This window comes from Myxococcus hansupus (assembly GCF_000280925.3).
GTDB lineage: Bacteria > Myxococcota > Myxococcia > Myxococcales > Myxococcaceae > Myxococcus > Myxococcus hansupus.
In genome coordinates this window covers 9,013,877-9,031,138 of sequence record NZ_CP012109.1, presented here as the reverse complement: position 1 = coordinate 9,031,138, position 17,262 = coordinate 9,013,877, and the positions used below count along the sequence as shown (strand labels likewise).

The window sequence follows — 17,262 nt, the reverse complement described above, 5'->3', positions numbered from 1 at the left end:
CACGGCGTGACGCAAAAATGACTTCACGCTCCGAGTACCTGAGCAACACGGGCCCTCAGCCCCCGTGTTTCCCGCCGCCGGCGCAGGGAGAACGCCGCCGTGGCCACCCCTCCCGCCAGGAGCAGCCGGCGCAACCACTGCTTGCCCGCCGCATGGTAGCCGCCCGAGGTCCCGGTCCCCTCGGCCATGGGCCGGAACAGCGTGCCGGAGGTGTGGCCCTGGCGCTCCTGCTCGAAGTGTTGGGCCTCGGTGACACCGTGCATGGTGCGCTCGAAGGTGCGCGGCAGCAGACCATGCAGGGCCGCGAAGCTGCGGGCCACGGGTCCCACGAAGACTTCGTGCCGGGGGCTGCGCAGCACCCGGAGGATGGCCCGAGCGACCCGCTCCGGGGTGTACACGGGCTCCACGGGACGGATGCGCCAGCCGGTGTAGTTGGCCGTGTGCTGCCACAGCGGCGTGTCGATGGCGGCGGGGAGGATGGTGCACACGTCGATGCCCGTATCGAGCAGCTCCTGGCGGACGGAGGCGGAGAAGCCGCGCACCGCGTGCTTGGAGGCCACGTACGCGCTGACATAGGGCGCGGCCACCGTACCGAAGGTCGAGGAGACGTTGACCAGGGTGCCGTAGCCCTGCCGGCGGAACTGCGCCACGGCGGCGCGGGCGCCGCTGACGGTGCCGAAGAAATTCGTCTCCATCACCTGGCGGAAGGCGTCGTCGGGCGTCTCCTCCAAGCGGCCCATGAGGTAGACACCCGCGTTGTTGATCCACGCATCGAAGTGGCCGAAGGCGGTGCGTGCCTCCTCGGCGAGTCGTTGGACGGCGGCGGCATCCGACACGTCCGTGGGGACCACGATGGCCCGGACGCCGAGCGCCTCGCACTCCCGAGCGAGGTCCTCCAGGGGCTCCTCACGGCGAGCAGCCAGGACGACGTGGGCCCCCTTCTTCGCCAGGGCCAATGCGGTGGCGCGGCCGATTCCGCTCGACGCACCGGTGACGACGACGACTCGGTTCTTCCAGGCTCGCTTCATGTCCGCGGTCTCCTTCGCGTGCCTCGGCGCACGGCACCCCGTCCCCCTCGCGAAGATGGCGACTGCACACAGCGACGCACCGGGTCATCGCACACTCGGCTGAAGGGCAGCCGGAGGGGCGAGGGCTCGGGCTGCGGAGGCAGGCCGTCGTCGGGGATGGGGGTCCAGCGCCGGGACGGGCGCCGGTTCGCGGAGGGGTGTGTCCGCACGGCGGGTGGAGACTCGGTCCCACGCGGGTAAAGGGTGGAGATGGCTCGGGTTTTCGTGCGGGAACGGTGAGTTGGAGGAACCGGAACCGGCTTGGTATGTGCGAGCGACTGTCGGGCAGGCAACGGAACGCAACCTGCACCCGGCACCCGCGCCATGAACCTTCCCGAACGCTTCTTCCCGCCGCCTTGGACGGCGGCTGTCGTCCTGCTGTGTGCCTCGGCGTGCATCAACGTGCCGGCCATCGAGTCCGCCGAAACGGAGGTGCGAATCACCTCGCCCGTGGAGACGGCTTATACGAACGGTGTGCTGGAGTTCCGGCTCGCTGTCACGGGCCACGCGCCGGAGCGGGTGGAGCTGCTGAAGAACGGCGAGGTCCTGGCGGAGCTGGCGCCGCCGTACGTGTACACGTGGGACACGGCGGGTGAAGCCGAGGGGACCTACCGGCTGGAGGCCCGCGCGGTGCTGGGCGACACCGCGTTCGTGAGCGCGAGCCGCGACGTGGTCGTGGACCGGACGCCACCGCAGGTGGTGTCGCGTGTTCCGGAACCGGGTGCCCAGGAGGTCTGGGTCCAGAGCCCCATCCGCGCCGAGTTCTCCGAACCCATGAAGCGCAGCACCGTGACCACCGAGTCCGTACACCTCCGCGTCGGCGAACTCGCCGTGGCCCACACGGTGTCCCTGTCGGAGGACGGGAGGACCGTGACGGTGACACCCGTCACGGCGCTGACCGCGCCCAGCACCGTGGAGTTGAGTGTCACGGGGGCGCTCACGGACCTGGCTGGGAACGCCGCTGTCGACCTGGGGGCGGCGTGGGGGTGGGTGGTTCCGGAGTTCGTGCCGTATCCATTCCACCCAGTGCCCCGTAGGCCATGGAGTGGTGCAGCGCGAGCTCAGGTCAGACTGGACCCAAATGGGAACCCCGTCGTCATGACACATTATGAGAATGCGCAAGGCGGCCACCTGTCCGTCAGTCGATGGACAGGTGAGGCGTGGCAGCAACTGGGCTCCAACCTCAAAACAAGCCCTGACGAGTATGAACTCCACCACCCCAATCTCCAGCTGTCGCCAGATGGAAATCCAATTGTCGCATGGCAAGAAGACATGGGCGCTGAGTTCAACAACTATGTGCATGTCGCCCAATGGACGGGGGAAGACTGGAAACGCCTTGGCGGAGAGCAAGGAATCATTCCCGACCGGCCTCACGCACGGAGCGTTTCGCTACAACTGACCCGTCAAGGGCAACCTGTAGTTGCCATTAACATGGACTGGGAAGATATCGAGGGTGGAACCATCCATGTATACCAATTTCAGGGGAGCAACTGGACGAGACTCGGTTCTCCGGTCCGTGCCGCTCCTACATCCGAGACAAGCACCCCGACTCTCGCCCTTGATCTCCTCGATCGCCCTGTCGTCGCGTTCTACCACTCAGGCGAGTCAACCAAACTCTTCGCACAAAGATGGAATGGGACTGACTTCGAATCACTAGGCAACACAGTCAACCCCAGCGGCACCTCATCCACATTTCCCAAGCAAATCATCTCATTCAATCAGCACAACCAGCCCATAATAACCTGGTCAGGCCAAGCCACCACCGGCTCAACAACAAACGATTTCTTTTCCAGCCACTGGGTCAACAACCAATGGGTCTGGCTTGGCACACCACCCAAACTCTCAGCGGAGAACGACAGGAGTGTCCATGGAGCCTACTGCAGTCCTGACGAAACGCTAATTGTCTCGTTCGTGGAAAACAATGCAGGTATTTCTTCTCTGACACTAAGCCACCGCACCAACGAAACATGGGAGAAAATCTGGAGTTCAGACGACGCATTTCGCGAAACGAACTTCAAATTCCACAACTCCAGCATGGCCTCAGATGCTCAGGGAAACATTGTTCTCTCCTGGACCGAGAGGCACAACGACCATCAAGACGAAATTCTCGTATACAGAAAAAATCAACAACCCTAGTCCCGCCGACCTTACGTATCAAAGAGAGTTGAAGATGAGGATCGCACCAGCCATCTTGGCGTTTTGTCTATCAACCCACGCTTACTCAGCCCCTCTCCGCACAGTCGTTGCCAGTGGCGACTGCAAGGACGCGGAACTGAGCGGGCAGGCCAAGGCATTCCTGAGCGCCCTCGCCTCCCGGCCAGAGCAGGACACGCTCAGCGCAGCGCAATTCAGTGAGCGGCTCTTCCCCCAGCCGACCAAGAGCTTCGAGGACCTCCAGCGTCAACTCGAAGCTGCCCAGGACCAGTTCTACGAGGGCCGCAACGCCAGGACCCTCCAAGCCGTCGATGAAGCCCTGCAACAAATCACCCGGCTCCCCGTGGGTGATGCACGCTGGAAACTCTACGTCGATGCGCAGCTTCTCCATGGCCTCAACTACCGCGCCATGGGCAAGGCGAAAGAGAGCGATGCCGCGTTCCGCAACGTGCTGCGGCTCCAGCCCAAGCACGAACTCGACGCGGATTACTTTGCCCCGTCCGTACGGCAGAACTTCGACAAGCTCCGTCGCGAACTCGACCAGACGCGCAAGGTGAAGCTGTCCGTGAAGTCCACGCTGCCCACCGCCGACGTGTACCTGGACGGCCTCAAGCTGGGCCAGACGCCGCTCGCGCTCGATGCGGTCCCAGGCACCTATCACCTCACCCTCGTCAAGGGCGACACCACCAGCTTCCCGCGAAACGTCCAGGTGCAAGGCACTGAAACACCGTTGCTCGTCGACGTGGCCTACGAAGGCTCTGTTTCCGCCAGCCCCTTCCCCTGCCTTGCGGCTACCGATGGCAACGACGAACGAACCCTCAGCCACGCCGTCCGTCTGGGCGGCACGCTGGGTGTCGAGGAAGTCATCGTTGTCCGCCTTGAGCGACCGAGCAGTGGCCCGAAGTGGTTCGCGGCCACCGTGCTCAATGTCGAAGGCGGACAGAAACTCCGCGAGGGCGGATTCAAGACGCAGGACCCGGAAACTTCAAACGAAGCCCTCGCCGCCCTCGTCGACTTCGTCACCACCGGCCGCTCCCCCTCGAACCTGGTGGTCATGAACTCCAATGGCAAGGCGCCTTGGGATCCTCCCGCTGGATTGAAACAGGGCGGAATGGACCTCAGCGCTCCCAACATGCTCTCGGAGGGAGACTCCAGGCCGCGCTCGAACTCAGGGCTCCGCATGGCGTCTTACGTGGCGCTCGGAACAGGTGTCGCGGCGTTCGGAGGGGCGGGCATTGTCCGGCTTCTGGCCCAGAAGGACATGAATGCCCTGGAGAAGCGGCTCGACAACGGCCGGATTCTGTCCACGGACAAGGAGGCGCTCGGACTCAGGAATGCATTGATGCAGAAGAGCAACATCCTCAACGGCCTGCTCATTGGAGGCGGCGCGGCCGTCGCCACGGGCGCCGTGCTCTATCTGCTGTCACCAGATTCACGTTCGGCGCCTCCCGTGACGGTCGGCGTCTCCGCTGACAGCCACGGCGCCGCGGCCTCCTTTTCGGGCGCGTTCTGAACGGAACCGCCACCCCAAGGGAGCGGCATTCCTCGGGTGTTCGCGTATCCGGGGAATGCCGTGGCCACGCACGTCTGGCGTTGAATAGGACGCGTGCGGAGTGCGCGCCGTCGCCCGATTGGGCGCGTAGAGTGCCGGTCATGATGCGAGCCCTTTTCGTCCTGCTGCTGGCCACCAGCGCCTCCGCGGCGTCGCCGCGAACCCTTCGGGTCGACTACTTCCACACCGGCAACGCCACCGAGGAGCGCTTCAGTCTCGACAAGGTCGTCATCGAACCGCTGCCGTGGCCCGGCCACCCGGAACGCGCCATCGACGAGACGAACCTCGGCAAGTACCTCTTCGAGGTCCGGGACCGGGACAACAACCGGCTCCTCTTCTCGCGCGGCTTCGCCTCCATCTATGGCGAGTGGGAAGTCACGAACGAGGCGCGCAGCAGCAACCGCACCTTCCACGAATCACTGCGGTTCCCCACTCCAGACCGCCCGGTTCAGGTCCTCCTCAAGAAGCGGGATGCCCAGAACGCCTTTCGAGAAGTGTGGTCGCTGGTCGTGGATCCGAAGGGCATGTTCGTCGACCCCTCGTCACCTCCCGCGCCTGGGCGCCTGTTGAAGCTGCTGGAGAACGGCCCTCCGGAACAGAAGGTGGACCTGCTCATCCTCGGTGACGGCTACACCCAGGCCGAGCACGCCAAGTTCGAGAAGGACGCCCGGCGCATGGTGGACATCCTCTTCACCTACGCTCCTTTCAAGGAGCGCAAGTCGGACTTCAATGTGTGGGGTCTCGTGCCCGCCGCGGCGCAGTCCGGCATCTCCCGTCCTTCGACGGGCATCCACCGGCGCTCGCCCATCGGCGCGACCTATGACGCCTTCGGCAGCGAGCGCTACGTCCTCACCTTCGACAACAAGGCTTTCCGTGAAACGGCTGCGTTCGCGCCGTATGAGTTCGTGGAGATCCTGGTCAACGGCAACACGTACGGCGGAGGAGGCATCTTCGGCCTCTACGGCACGGTGGCCGCGGAGAGCCTGTGGGCGCCGTACGTCTTCGTCCACGAGTTCGGCCACCACTTCGCCGGACTGGCCGACGAGTACTACACGTCCGAATCCGTCTACGCGCCCGCCGCGGACCGACAGGAGCCGTGGGAGAAGAACGTCACGGCCCTCCACTCCCCTGAGCACGTGAAGTGGAAGCATCTCGTCTCCCCTGGGACACCACTGCCCACTCCCTGGGACAAGCCCGGCTACGAAAAGCACTCCAATGATGTGCAGAAGCGCCGAGGGCAGATCCGTGCACAGCGTAAACCTGAGTCGGAGATGGACAACCTGTTCATGTCCCAGCGCGACTGGGAGGAAAAGTTCCTTTCCTCACAGAAGTATGCAGGCCGGGTCGGCGCCTTCGAGGGCGCCATGTACGAGCCGAAGGGCTACTACCGGCCACAGGTCGACTGCGTGATGTTCACTCGGGACCGCGTGCCCTTTTGCGCGGTGTGCCAGAGCGCCATTTCCGAGGTCATCGACCTGTATTCCGGGCCTTCCGCCAAGCAACCTCGGGCCAAGCCCTGAACCCCTGAAAATCCAGTGCCAACTTGTGTGACATGCGGATGTCACCAAGGCTGGACAATGGATTGCCCTCCAGTTCAGGTGTAAGGGGGGACGCAACCTGCTTCCCATGGAGGGGAACTCAATGCAGAAACGATTTTGGCTCCCGGCGGTCTTCACGGCCGCGATGGTCACGATGGGCACGGGATGTGGCGACGAGTGCGTTGACCAGTTCGACTGCCGGAGCGACAAGGGCGCCCCGCCCGCCGGCAAGTATTGGACCTGCAACTCCGGTACGTGCGAGCAGCGCGACCTCACCACCCCGCCCCCCAATGATGCGGGCACCGACCCGGAGACGGATGCTGGCACCGACCCGGAGACGGATGCCGGCACCGACCCGGACGCGGGCACCGAGGGCTGCACCAGCAACGCGACCTGCGGCCTGACCGAGACCTGCAACGTGGAGGCGAGCACCTGCGAGCCTTCCGCCTTCGTCACGCCGGTGGCGACGACCAGCACGCAGATCCAGGCGGTCCGGGATGCCGCGGACGGCGCGCTCGACCCCGCGCTCGCGATCGAAGGTGCTTTCGTCACGTTCATCAAGCCCACTGTCGCGGGCAGCTCCGAGCCGGTCGGCTTCTTCGTCCAGGCCGAGGCGCAGGGTCCCGCCCTCTTCGTGACCGACGCCACCGCGCTGGGCCTCGTGACGGTCGGTGACCGGGTCAGCTTCTCCGTGTCCACGAAGGCGACCACCGATGGTCTGCGCATCGCGTCCGCCGTCACGGGGACCACGGTCATCAGCCAGGGTCACCCCGTGCGGAACCTGTCGACGGCGACCCCGGCCGGTCTGGCGGTTGACCGCTCGGCGGACACCTCCGCGACGCTGGTCGACGGCCTCGACGCCGTGGAGTCCGAACTCACGTACCTGACGGGCACGATCGGCACGAGCGGCGGGATCGGCACTGGCTACACCGGCTTCCAGATCACCACTGCGGGTATCGCCGCTGGCGCGCCCACCTTCCGGCTCCGCGTCCCCGCGGCGCTCGTGGCCGAGCTCGACATCGAGCCGGGCTGCACGTTCACGCTGAACGCGGGCCCGATCTGGCGGTTCACGGGCAACGCGCAGCCGTCCGCGTTCACCGCTGCCGATCTCACCCTGACGAACTGCGCGGCCCCCGCGTTCAACTCGGCTTCGGCGACGTCGTTGACGGAGGTTGTCCTGAACTTCAGCCGCAACATCTCGGCGGCGAGCATCACCAACGCGCAAGAGCAGTTCACGCTGACCGAGGGACTGACTGTCGCCTCGGCCCGCGTTGAGGGCCGGCAGGTCTTCCTGACCACGAGCGAGCAGACCCCGGGCACCAACTACTCGGTCACCGTTGCGAACACGGTGACGGACCTGTCGGGTGGCACCATCGCCGCCGGGGCGAGCACGCAGGCGTTCCGCGGCTTCCGCACGGGTGCGGTTCTCCGTCTTACTGAAGTGCAGCCGAACGCAGGCAGCTCGAGGGACCTGGTCGAACTGCAGGTCGTCACCGCCGGGACCACGGCGGGTCTCATCCTGGTTCAGGATTCAGCCACCGCGAACAACGGCATCCTCACCCGGTTCCCGGATGTGGACGTCGCGGAAGGTGACATCATCGTCGTGCACTTCAATCCGGACGAAACGACTGGCACGTTCATCACCGAGACCGTGTCCAAGGACGAGGCGCCCCGAGCCACCAACGCGGCGCACTACGACACCGCGTGGGACTTCAAGGCCACCGGCAACGGCACCGCCGCCCCCAACATCACCTACTCCAGCCGCGTCATCCTCGTGCAGGACGCCGCGGGGACGATTCAGGATGCGGTGCCTTTCCGGACGACGGGAACGCCGCCGGCCGCGTTCCCGACCTACCTGCAGGCCATCCAGGCCGCTGGCCAGTGGAGCCCCGCGGACTGCAGTGGCGCCCCCTGCACGGCGACCTCGTCGCCCACTGCCTCCGAAATCTCCGCGAACTGGGGGGGCATTTCCAATGGTGCGAATGCGACGAGCCCCAGTGTCCGCCGCATCAGCGCGACGGACACCAACACGGCCGCGGACTGGGCCGTGGGCGCTCCGTCGTGGGGCGTGCCCAACCCGATGTAGTCTGAGCGGTTCTCTCTGAAGCATCCGGGCCGCGGCTCCTTGGGAGCCGCGGCCCTTTTCATTGGCCCGCCCGCCCCCTCTGGACGCCTTCACCCCAAGTGACATTACAGTGCGGCCCAATTCATCCGTGGGCCCGACACCTTGGCGGGCCGGAGTCTTCATGCGCGTTCACCCCGCCCTGCCCCTGCTTCTCGCGCTGCTGCTGACCGCGTGTCCTGGCTCCACACCTCCTGATTCCGACGGCACCGGCCCCAGGCTGGCCATCACCACCGCTTCGCTGCCCTTCGCCTCGGTCGCGCAGGCATACCGAAATGACCTCGCGGCCTCGGGTGGCACGCCGGCCTACTCCTGGCGGGTCGTCCAAGGCGCCCTCCCCTCCGGGCTCAGCCTCTCCACGTTGGGCGAAATCACCGGAACGCCGCAGTCGGCGGGCACCGCGTCGTTCGAGGCCGAGGTCCGGGACTCGCGCGGCAATACCGCTCGCAACAGCTTCGCGCTCGAGGTCCGCCACACCGAGCTTCGAATCGCCGCGTCAGCGCTCCCCGATGCGTACCTGGGCGAAACGTACTCGGCGAACATCCCCGCCTCCGGCGGCGTGGGGTCGCAGACGTGGACCCTCGTGGAGGGCACCCTGCCCACGGGCATGCGCCTCGACTCTCAAGGCGCTGTCTCGGGCACCCCCACCACCTCCGGCACCTTCTCCCTCACCGTGCGCGTCCAGGACGCCAACGGCCTCACGGACCAGCGCACCGTCGAACTCTCCGCATTCTCCCTGCCCTCCATCGCCGGCGGTACGCTCGACCCCGCGCTCAGCAGCGCCGCCTACTCCGCCAGGCTCACCGCCACCGGGGGTCGGCCACCGCTCACCTTCCGCATCACCTCGGGCTCCCTGCCCGCGGGGCTCCGCTTGGAAGCGGACACCGTGCTCGGCACGCCCAGCGCGGCGAGCACCACGTCGTTCACGGTCGAAGCCCAGGACGCCAACGGCCGTGCCGCGTCTGGGACCTTCCGCCTCACCGTGGAGGGCGGCCTTGGCATCAGCCCGCAGAGCGCTCCGGATGCCTATACCGCCACCCCCTACCGACAGAGCCTCTCCGCGCTGAATGGACGCGCGCCGTTCGCATGGGCGATGGCCTCGGGGACCCTGCCCTCTGGAGTCCGCCTCACCGCCGCCGGGGTGCTCGAAGGCACGCCTTCCTCGGTGGGCACGTCCACCTTCTCCATCCGCGTCACCGATGCCGACGCTCGCACCGCGACGCGGTCGCTCAGCATCGTCGTGTACCGGCCCCCCACCGTGACGGGCCCCGCCCAGCAGTTGGACGGCTATGTCGCCCAGGGCTTCAGCGCCACGTACTCCGCCACCGATGGCAAGCCGCCCTACACGTTCACGCTCACCGGCGAGCTGCCCGCCGGAATGCGGCTCTTCCCGGCCGGGTCGATGACGGGCACACCCACCGCCTCCGGGAACACCACGGGGCAAGTCGTGGTCACCGACGCGAACGGCCGCACAAACTCGCGCACGGTCGCGTTCACCATCTACGAACGCCCGGCCATCACCACCACCTCGCTCCCCGAAGCGCGAATCAACGTCCCCTACTCCACCCAGCTCCAGGCCACCGGGGGCAAGGCGCCGCTGACCTGGCGCAACCTGGGGGCCGTGCTCCCTCCGGGACTCACGCTCTCGACCTCGGGCGTCATCAGCGGCACCACCACGAACGCGCAGGAAGTCGCCCTCACCGCCGTCGTGACGGACGCCAACGCGCAGGAGTCCTACCGCGAGCTGACGCTCACCATTCGCGGCGGCGGAGGCACCTTCACCGTGGGCCACTGGAACCTCGAGTGGTTCGGAGCCCCCAACCAGGGCCCGCCGGACTCCACGTCGCCGGGCGGGGCGACCGACGACCTCCAGATTGCCCACGCCCGCGACATCATCCGCGACTCGGGCGTCAACGTGTGGGGACTGGTGGAGATGGTGGACGCGGCGGACTTCGCCACGCTCAAGGCCCAGCTCCCTGGCTACGACGGCTTTCTCGCCAATGACACGGCCTACGTGCCCAACGGCACGGCCTACTACAGCAACGGCGAGCAGAAGCCCGGCATCCTCTACGACAGCAGCCTCACCCTCCAGAACGTGCAGCTCATCCTCACCGCCTACGACTCGGACTTCGGAGGCCGCCCCCCGCTGCGCGTGGACTTCACGACGCGCATCCACGGCGTGAACACGCCGCTGGTCGTCATCGTCCTCCACATGAAGGCGTTCGCGGACGAGACGTCCTACAGCCAGCGGCAACGCTCGAGCGCGGCGTTGAAGGACTATCTCGACAACCAGCTCCCCACCGAGCGCGTGCTCGTCATCGGGGATTGGAACGACGACGTCGACCAGTCCATCACCCGCGGAGGCAACGGCGCGTACCTGCCCACCCCCTTCGCCGCGTTCGTCGAGGACACGCAGCGCTACACCTTCATCACCGCGCCGCTGTCATCCGCGGGTGAGCGCACCACCGTCTCGTACCGTGACGTCATCGACCACACGCTCGCGTCCAACGAGATGGCCGTGGACTACCTGTCCGGCTCGGTCCAAATCCTGCGGCCGGATTTGTCGATTCCGCTCCCCAACTACGGGAACATCGTCAGCGACCACTATCCCGTCATCAGCCGCTATGCCCTGGGTGGCTCGGGAGGAGAGACCGACCCGCAGCCCGTGCCGCGCGTCATCATCAACGAGGTCCTTCCCAACGAGCCCATCCCCCCCGGGCAGACGCTGCCGGACACCCAATACGAGTTCATCGAGCTGTACAACGCGGGGAACACCGCGGTGAACCTGTCCGGCTGGAGCCTGACGGACGCCGCCACCGTCAGGCACGTGTTCGCGTCCGGCACGACCCTCAGCCCCGGTGGTGTCATCGTCGTCTACGGCGGCCCCCGAGGCTTCCCGCCGGGCACGCCCAACACCGTGGTGGCGTCCTCGGGAGGATTGGGGCTCAACAACGACAGCGACATCGTCTCCCTCCTCACGCCCAGTGGCGAGTACGCGGACACGATGCTCTATGGGGAGACCCTCGACAACGTCTCCTACAACCGGTCGCCCGACCTCACGCCGAACGCGGGCTTCACCTATCACCACATCGTGTCGCCCGGGCGGAACTCCTCCCCAGGGCGCCGCGCGAACGGCAGTGCCTTCTGACAGGCTCACCGCGCCCCATCGGACGAGGACGCCTCCGGGCGCGCATCGCCCTGGCGCGGGCCGGGCCCAGGCGTCCCATCCACCAGATGTGCCACCAGCCCGCCGGGACCATCACCGTACGTGACTCGAACCTCGTCGCCCTCGCGGAACTCGCGCAGCCCGCTCGCGGGTTCTCCCTGCATGTAGAGCAGGGTCTGGGCATCCACGCCGACGTCGTGCTCCACGCCGTCGGCATCCTTGATGAGCAGCTCGTTGTCTCCCACCCAGGACACGTGCCCCTGAAGCCGGCCCGAAGGCTCTGGCCGGCCTGCCCCTCCCTGTCCCAACGGCTCCGTGGGCAGGACGGCCGAGCCAACGCCGCCAGCGGGTGCACGCTCACGCGAGGACATGAGTCCCTGCAGGATGTCGGAGCGGCCCTCTCGCTCATTCGCGGAAGGAGGGCTTCGGTCCTCGCTCCGCTGGCCGCAACTGAACCACGCCGCACACAGCGCGATGCCCACCCACTTCCAGCCGCGCGTTGCCTTCATCGTCACGTGCCTCCGCGTGTGGAAGTCACTGCCAGCCCGGCCGCAGCCCGGCGCATCGTGTCGCCTCTTCAACATGAGGATGGCCCTGGCGGGCGAGAACCCAGGCCGCGCGAAGCGAGCACCTGAGATGCCCCAGCAAGCAACCCAGGGCCGTGCTGCCCGGCCCCTCTCCGGCCCAGGCGGCTTCGCGGCCAGGCACGCGAAGTGAGCGGACCCGAGCATGCGAGCAAGCGGCCCCCCCTTGGCGGGAGAGCCCGGCGGAGCCCCCAGTTCCTGCCTATTTTCACCCAGGGAAGCGGAGCCCCATGACTCGTCCTTCTCGCCCAGCCCTGGACAGCGCACCGTTGCCCAGCGTCTGGCTGGTCGATGACAGCCCGACACACCTGGCGCGCGCCCGTGAGTTGCTCTCGAGGCACTACGCGGTCGAGACCTTCCGCGACGCAGAGCAGATGCTGGGGCGGCTCTCCCTGAGGCAGCCTCCCGAAGTGCTCCTGCTGGACTGGCAGTTGCCGGGCATCTCGGGACTGGCGGCCTGCCGCGCCGTGCGCGAGCACTACGACGAGGTCTCCCTCCCCATCCTGGTGCTCTCACACCCAGGCACCGTCGCTGACTTCACGGAAGGGTTGCAGGCGGGAGCCAACGACCACATCGCCAAGCCCTACCACGACGCGGAGCTGCTCGCCCGCGTGGCCAGTCTCCAGCGCATCCGAGCGCAGAGCGAGCGGCTGAAGGAACGCGAGGCGTACCTGTTCACGACGCTCGCCAGCATCGGCGACGCCGTCATCACCGCGGACCGCGCCGGCCGCGTCGTCTTGCTCAACCCCGCGGCCGAGCGGCTCACCGGATGGACGACGCGGGAGGCATGGCAGCACCCCGCGGTGGAGGTGTGCCGCATCATCGACGCCACCACGCGAGTGCCCCGGGTACCCGCCCTCCCTTTCGATGAGGCGCAAGGGTTCTCGGGGCCGACGCTGCTCCTCCGCAAGGACGGAACGGAAGTCCCCATCGAAGGCAGCATCGCGCCGATTCGCACGAGCCCTCACGACATCTCCGGCGCCGTGCTCATCTTCCGCGACGTCACCGCGCAGACCCAGGTGCGCGAGCGCAACGAAGCCCTCACGGCGCGGCTGCGGGCCAGTGAGGCGGAACAGGCCACGCTGCTCGACGCGATTCCCGTCCTCGTCTCGTTCGTCAACGCGGACGAGCGCTATGGCCGCGTCAACAAGGCCTACGAGGAGTGGTTCGGGATTTCGCAGGACGGCCTTCGGGACCAGAAGATTCGCGATGTCATCGGCGAGGCGGCCTATGCCGTGATGAGCCCCTTCGTGAAGCGCGGGCTCGCGGGCGAGAGCCTCTCCTTCGAGCAACACGACGTCCCCTATCGGCTGGGCGGCAAACGGGACGTGAAGGTGTCCTTCATCGCGCACAGCGAGCCAGGGCAGCCCGGGGCGGGCTATGTCGCGCTGCTCCAGGACATCACGGTGGAAAGGAAGCTGGAGCAGGAGCGCGAGCTGCACGCGCGAAGGCTCCAGGAGCAGGCGGAGTTCGAACAGCAGCTCATCGGCATCGTGAGCCACGATTTGCGCAACCCCCTGGGCGCCATCCACCTGGGGGCGGAGCGGCTGAAGCGCAAGGAGGCGCTGGCACCCAGCGCCATCCGGACCGTGGACCGAATCCTCGAGTCGGCGGCCCGCGCGGTGCGCCTGGTACGGGAGCTTCTCGACTTCACCCAAGCCCGCCTGGGCGGCGGCATCCGAATCGAGCGCGCGCCCATGGACCTCCATGCGCTCGGCCGGACCGCCTTGGAGGAAGTGGAGGAGGCCAACCCCGCCGCGCGCGTGGAGCTGACAACGCGCGGAGATGGGCGGGGCGCCTGGGACGCGGACCGGCTCTCCCAGGTGCTGCAGAACCTGGTGATGAATGCCGTGAAGTACGGCCAGCCCGGAGCCCCCATCCTGGTGGAGATTGAAGGCGACGGCGACCCGGTGACGCTGCGGGTCCACAACGAAGGCCCCCCCATTCCCCCCGAGCGCCTTCAGGGCCTCTTTCAGCCCCTCCAGCGAGGCTCCGACGCGGTGGACGTCACCAGCCGCAGCGTGGGGCTCGGGCTCTTCATCGTGAAGGCCATCGTCGACGCGCACCAGGGACACATCGACGTGAGGTCCTCGCGGGGAGAAGGCACCACCTTCACCGTGAGCCTGCCGCGACAGGCCCCCGCCCGCCCCGAAACACGAGGCTGAGCAGGGGCATCCCTTCCGCGGCGGGCTACTCGATGCCGAAGACGAGCGTCACCTTCGCCTGCACGGTCTGCTCCTCGGGCTGGATGGGCGTGGACATCGCGCGGCCATCCGCCGCCTCCGCCATGGCGAGCCGCGCCGGGTAGAACTGCGGGGGCTCCGTCACCGTGCTCGCGTCGAGCACCGCGCCCAGCTTCACGTTCAGCGACGCGGCCAGCACCTCCGCCGACTTGCGGGCCCGCGCCACCGCCTGCCGCAGCGCCTCGCCCTGCACCGCCTCCTGGCGGCTGAGCCCGAAGCGCACCGAGTCCACCCGGTTGGCCCCCGCCGCCAGCGCCTGGTCCAGCAGGCTGCCCACGCGCGACAGGTCCTTCACGTGGACGCTGACCAGGTTGCTCACGCGGTAGCCGCGCAGCTTCGGCTCCGTCTGGTTGGGCAGCGGCGGCGCGTAGTCCGGGTACACCGAATAGTTGCGCGTCTGGATGTCGCGCCGGGCGATGCCCGCGGACGTCAACGCGGCAATCACCTTCTCCATCCGCTTCGCGTTCTGCTCACCCGCGGCCTTCACGTTGGGCGCCAGCGTCTCCACCGCCACGTCGATGAAGGCCTCGTCGGGCTGCGCCTTCACCTCGCCGGTGCCCTCCACGCGAATCGTCCGCAGGCCCGCGGGCGCCTGCGCTCGCTGCTGCGTGGAGACGGGCTGCGGCTGCGCGAAAGCCGTCGCGCCCGTGAAGAGCATCGCGGTCAGCAGCAGGGAACGAACAGGGCGGGCTCGAAACATGGTGCCTCCTTGGGGGTCAGCCATTGCTGGCGTCGGACTTCGACGTCCTTACCCCATGGAACGGATGGCGCCCGGGGACATTCACACGCCCCAACCCACGCCCGAAACGCCCCTTCCTCCCAGGAGGAGAAAGGAGCGCGGGCCTTCCGTGTCACCGGAATGTCACGGACTGGCGGCTTCGGCGCCCGTCATGTCGCGCATCACCTGGCGGGGGCCCCGCGCCGCGACGGAGCGGACCTTGGTGGTGGCCTTGCGCCGCGCGGCGCGCAGCGCATCCCGGCCCATGTCCATCACCGCGGACACCGCGCCCGCAACCAGGTTGCCCGGCGGCGTGTCCGGCGCCATCGGATGCGGCCGCGTGGGCGCCGTCTTGCGCGACATCTCCAGCACGTCGCCCATCGTCCGGAGCTCCTGCGGACGGAAGACCTTCTTCAGCGCGGGAAACAGCTCGTTCTCTTCCTGGAGCACGTGGGCTCGCACGTTCTCCATCAGCACCTGCACCTTCGCGTCGAAGCGCTCAGCCTCGGGCGACATGCCGTCCAGCTCCGCCAGCACCCACTTCACCACGTGGTGCTCCTCCAGCGAGCGCAGCACCTCCGGACCCAACGCCTCCGAGCGCGAGCGCACCGCCGGATAGAAGACCTGCTCCTCGATGGTGGCGTGCACGGACAGCGCGGTGACCATCTGGTCCACCAGCCGGCGCTTCAGCTTGTGCGCGTTGGGGCCCGCCTTCTCGAACTTCCGGAACAACTGCTCCACCGTCTTGTGGTCCGCCTTCAGCAACGCAATGGCATCCATGGGTTCGCCTCCCTGAGTTCGTGGGCCGCGACGGGTTCCCGGCTTCGTGCGCCAGTCCATTCCTGGCGCAGCGCGGCATGTCGTGGATGGTGGGGATGGTGACGCGAGGATGCGGGGGCGGACGGCGGACGGCTCGGTGCCCTGGACGCCCAGCAGGCGACCGGGAGGCCCTCGCCACGGGCCCTGTGTCCGGTGACGCGTCCATTCAACGCGCCGTGGAGGCGCCACACGCGACGCGGGGACGACGTCCTCCGGGACTCCCGGGCAATCACCCGGGGGCGTTTCCCGGCCCAATGTCCGGTCCACCGTACCCTGGATGGATGGGTGCGCCGCTGATGGGACTGGGGAAGGGGGAGCACCATGGGCAATGACATCCTGCGTGTCCGCGTCGCGCGCATCACACGCGAGGCCGAGGACATCCTGTCGTACGAACTGGTCGCGGCGGAGGGAGGCGCCCTGCCTGCTTTCGAGGCCGGCGCCCATCTGGAGGTCCGCGTCCCGGGCCCAGGTGACTTCCTGCGCGCGTATTCGCTCTGCAACGACCCGGAGGAGACGCACCGCTACGTCATCACCGTCTCACGGGATGCCAAGGGACGCGGCGGCTCCTCCGCGATGCACGAACGCGTGAGGGAAGGCGACGCGTTGGAGGTCCACGCGCCTCGCAACAACTTCCCCCTGCTGTTCGCGCGCAGCTACATGCTCGTGGCCGGTGGCATTGGCATCACCCCGCTGCTGTCCATGGCGCGCATGCTCGAACGCACGGGCGCGAACTACTCCCTGCACTACTGCGCCCGCGAGCCCGGACGCACCGCCTACCGGGAGTTGCTGTCCCAGGCCCCCTTCACCGAGCGCGTGCGCTTCTCCTTCGACGGAGGCGACCCCAGCAAGGGGCTCGACGTGAAGGAGCTGCTGGCCACGCGGCTGCCGGGTGCCCGCCTGTATTGCTGTGGCCCCGCGGGCCTGATGAAGGCCGTGCGTGACGCCGCCACCCTGCACCGCTGGCCCCGGGAGAAGGTGCACTTCGAGTCCTTCACCGCCGAGGGCACCAGCGCCGCCACGGGCCGCGAGGAGCAGGGCTTCGAGGTGACCATCCGCAGCACGGGCCAGGTGCTGCAAGTGCCCGCCGGCCAGTCGGTGCTCAACGTGCTGCGCCGCAACGGGGTGCGCATCCCCAGCGACTGCGAGGCCGGCACCTGCGGCACCTGCGTCACGCGCGTCTGCGATGGACAGGTCGACCACCGCGACACGTTCTTCCAGGCGGAGCCCGCGGGAGACCAGCGCATGCTCGTCTGCGTGTCCCGCGCCCGGTCCAAAAAGCTGGTGCTGGACCTCTGAAGG

The 17,262-nt window shown here is 67.6% G+C and carries 11 protein-coding genes; 7 read left to right on the top strand and 4 right to left on the bottom strand.

Annotated elements, in window-relative coordinates; genetic code table 11:
• Positions 1 to 23: 23 nt before the first annotated feature.
• A complete protein-coding gene (locus tag A176_RS35595; RefSeq protein WP_002633961.1) occupies positions 24 to 1,028 on the bottom strand; it encodes an SDR family oxidoreductase in 1,005 nt (334 codons plus the stop codon).
• A gap of 363 nt (positions 1,029 to 1,391) precedes the next feature.
• Here A176_RS35595 and A176_RS38475 point away from each other — a divergent pair, with 363 nt between their 5' ends.
• The 5 genes from A176_RS38475 (at position 1,392) to A176_RS35570 (ending at position 11,581) form a co-directional block, all read left to right on the top strand.
• Positions 1,392 to 3,203: an Ig-like domain-containing protein gene (locus tag A176_RS38475; protein WP_144429678.1), complete on the top strand. Its 1,812-nt coding sequence runs from the start codon at positions 1,392 to 1,394 to the stop codon at positions 3,201 to 3,203.
• Between the two features lie 34 nt (positions 3,204 to 3,237).
• A complete protein-coding gene (locus tag A176_RS35585; protein WP_044889959.1) occupies positions 3,238 to 4,734 on the top strand; it encodes a PEGA domain-containing protein in 1,497 nt (498 codons plus the stop codon).
• A gap of 140 nt (positions 4,735 to 4,874) precedes the next feature.
• Complete coding sequence (locus tag A176_RS35580; protein ID WP_002633964.1) at positions 4,875 to 6,293, top strand: IgA Peptidase M64; 1,419 nt, start codon at positions 4,875 to 4,877, stop codon at positions 6,291 to 6,293.
• A gap of 121 nt (positions 6,294 to 6,414) precedes the next feature.
• Positions 6,415 to 8,397: an Ig-like domain-containing domain gene (locus A176_RS35575; protein ID WP_002633965.1), complete on the top strand. Its 1,983-nt coding sequence runs from the start codon at positions 6,415 to 6,417 to the stop codon at positions 8,395 to 8,397.
• 160 nt (positions 8,398 to 8,557) lie between these two features.
• Positions 8,558 to 11,581, top strand: a complete 3,024-nt coding sequence (locus tag A176_RS35570) for a putative Ig domain-containing protein (RefSeq protein ID WP_002633966.1) — start codon at positions 8,558 to 8,560, stop codon at positions 11,579 to 11,581.
• Positions 11,582 to 11,586: 5 nt separating this feature from the next.
• On the opposite strand, the gene A176_RS35565 is transcribed toward A176_RS35570, so the two are convergent.
• Complete coding sequence (locus A176_RS35565) at positions 11,587 to 12,108, bottom strand: hypothetical protein (protein ID WP_044889960.1); 522 nt, start codon at positions 12,106 to 12,108, stop codon at positions 11,587 to 11,589.
• Between the two features lie 305 nt (positions 12,109 to 12,413).
• Here A176_RS35565 and A176_RS35560 point away from each other — a divergent pair, with 305 nt between their 5' ends.
• A complete protein-coding gene (locus A176_RS35560; RefSeq protein ID WP_082282891.1) occupies positions 12,414 to 14,348 on the top strand; it encodes a hybrid sensor histidine kinase/response regulator in 1,935 nt (644 codons plus the stop codon).
• A gap of 25 nt (positions 14,349 to 14,373) precedes the next feature.
• On the opposite strand, the gene A176_RS35555 is transcribed toward A176_RS35560, so the two are convergent.
• Entirely contained in the window at positions 14,374 to 15,126 is a 753-nt protein-coding gene (locus A176_RS35555) for an SIMPL domain-containing protein (protein ID WP_002633970.1), read from the bottom strand.
• Positions 15,127 to 15,288: 162 nt separating this feature from the next.
• Positions 15,289 to 15,924 (bottom strand): hemerythrin domain-containing protein, encoded by a 636-nt coding sequence (locus A176_RS35550; RefSeq protein WP_002633972.1) that lies wholly within the window; start codon positions 15,922 to 15,924, stop codon positions 15,289 to 15,291.
• A gap of 360 nt (positions 15,925 to 16,284) precedes the next feature.
• Between A176_RS35550 and A176_RS35545 the strand changes: the two genes are divergently transcribed.
• The gene (locus tag A176_RS35545) at positions 16,285 to 17,259 is read left to right on the top strand and encodes a PDR/VanB family oxidoreductase (RefSeq protein WP_002633974.1); all 975 of its coding nucleotides are present in this window, start codon (positions 16,285 to 16,287) and stop codon (positions 17,257 to 17,259) included.
• The last annotated feature ends 3 nt before the right edge of the window (positions 17,260 to 17,262 follow it).

Excerpts from the sequence above, each read along its gene's own strand:
- A176_RS35595 (WP_002633961.1), bottom strand. The coding sequence starts at position 1,028 with ATGAAGCGAGCCTGGAAGAACCGAGTCGTCGTCGTCACCGGTGCGTCG.
- A176_RS38475 (WP_144429678.1), top strand. The coding sequence starts at position 1,392 with ATGAACCTTCCCGAACGCTTCTTCCCGCCGCCTTGGACGGCGGCTGTC.
- A176_RS35585 (WP_044889959.1), top strand. The coding sequence starts at position 3,238 with ATGAGGATCGCACCAGCCATCTTGGCGTTTTGTCTATCAACCCACGCT.
- A176_RS35580 (WP_002633964.1), top strand. The coding sequence starts at position 4,875 with ATGATGCGAGCCCTTTTCGTCCTGCTGCTGGCCACCAGCGCCTCCGCG.
- A176_RS35575 (WP_002633965.1), top strand. The coding sequence starts at position 6,415 with ATGCAGAAACGATTTTGGCTCCCGGCGGTCTTCACGGCCGCGATGGTC.
- A176_RS35570 (WP_002633966.1), top strand. The coding sequence starts at position 8,558 with ATGCGCGTTCACCCCGCCCTGCCCCTGCTTCTCGCGCTGCTGCTGACC.
- A176_RS35565 (WP_044889960.1), bottom strand. The coding sequence starts at position 12,108 with ATGAAGGCAACGCGCGGCTGGAAGTGGGTGGGCATCGCGCTGTGTGCG.
- A176_RS35560 (WP_082282891.1), top strand. The coding sequence starts at position 12,414 with ATGACTCGTCCTTCTCGCCCAGCCCTGGACAGCGCACCGTTGCCCAGC.
- A176_RS35555 (WP_002633970.1), bottom strand. The coding sequence starts at position 15,126 with ATGTTTCGAGCCCGCCCTGTTCGTTCCCTGCTGCTGACCGCGATGCTC.
- A176_RS35550 (WP_002633972.1), bottom strand. The coding sequence starts at position 15,924 with ATGGATGCCATTGCGTTGCTGAAGGCGGACCACAAGACGGTGGAGCAG.
- A176_RS35545 (WP_002633974.1), top strand. The coding sequence starts at position 16,285 with ATGGGCAATGACATCCTGCGTGTCCGCGTCGCGCGCATCACACGCGAG.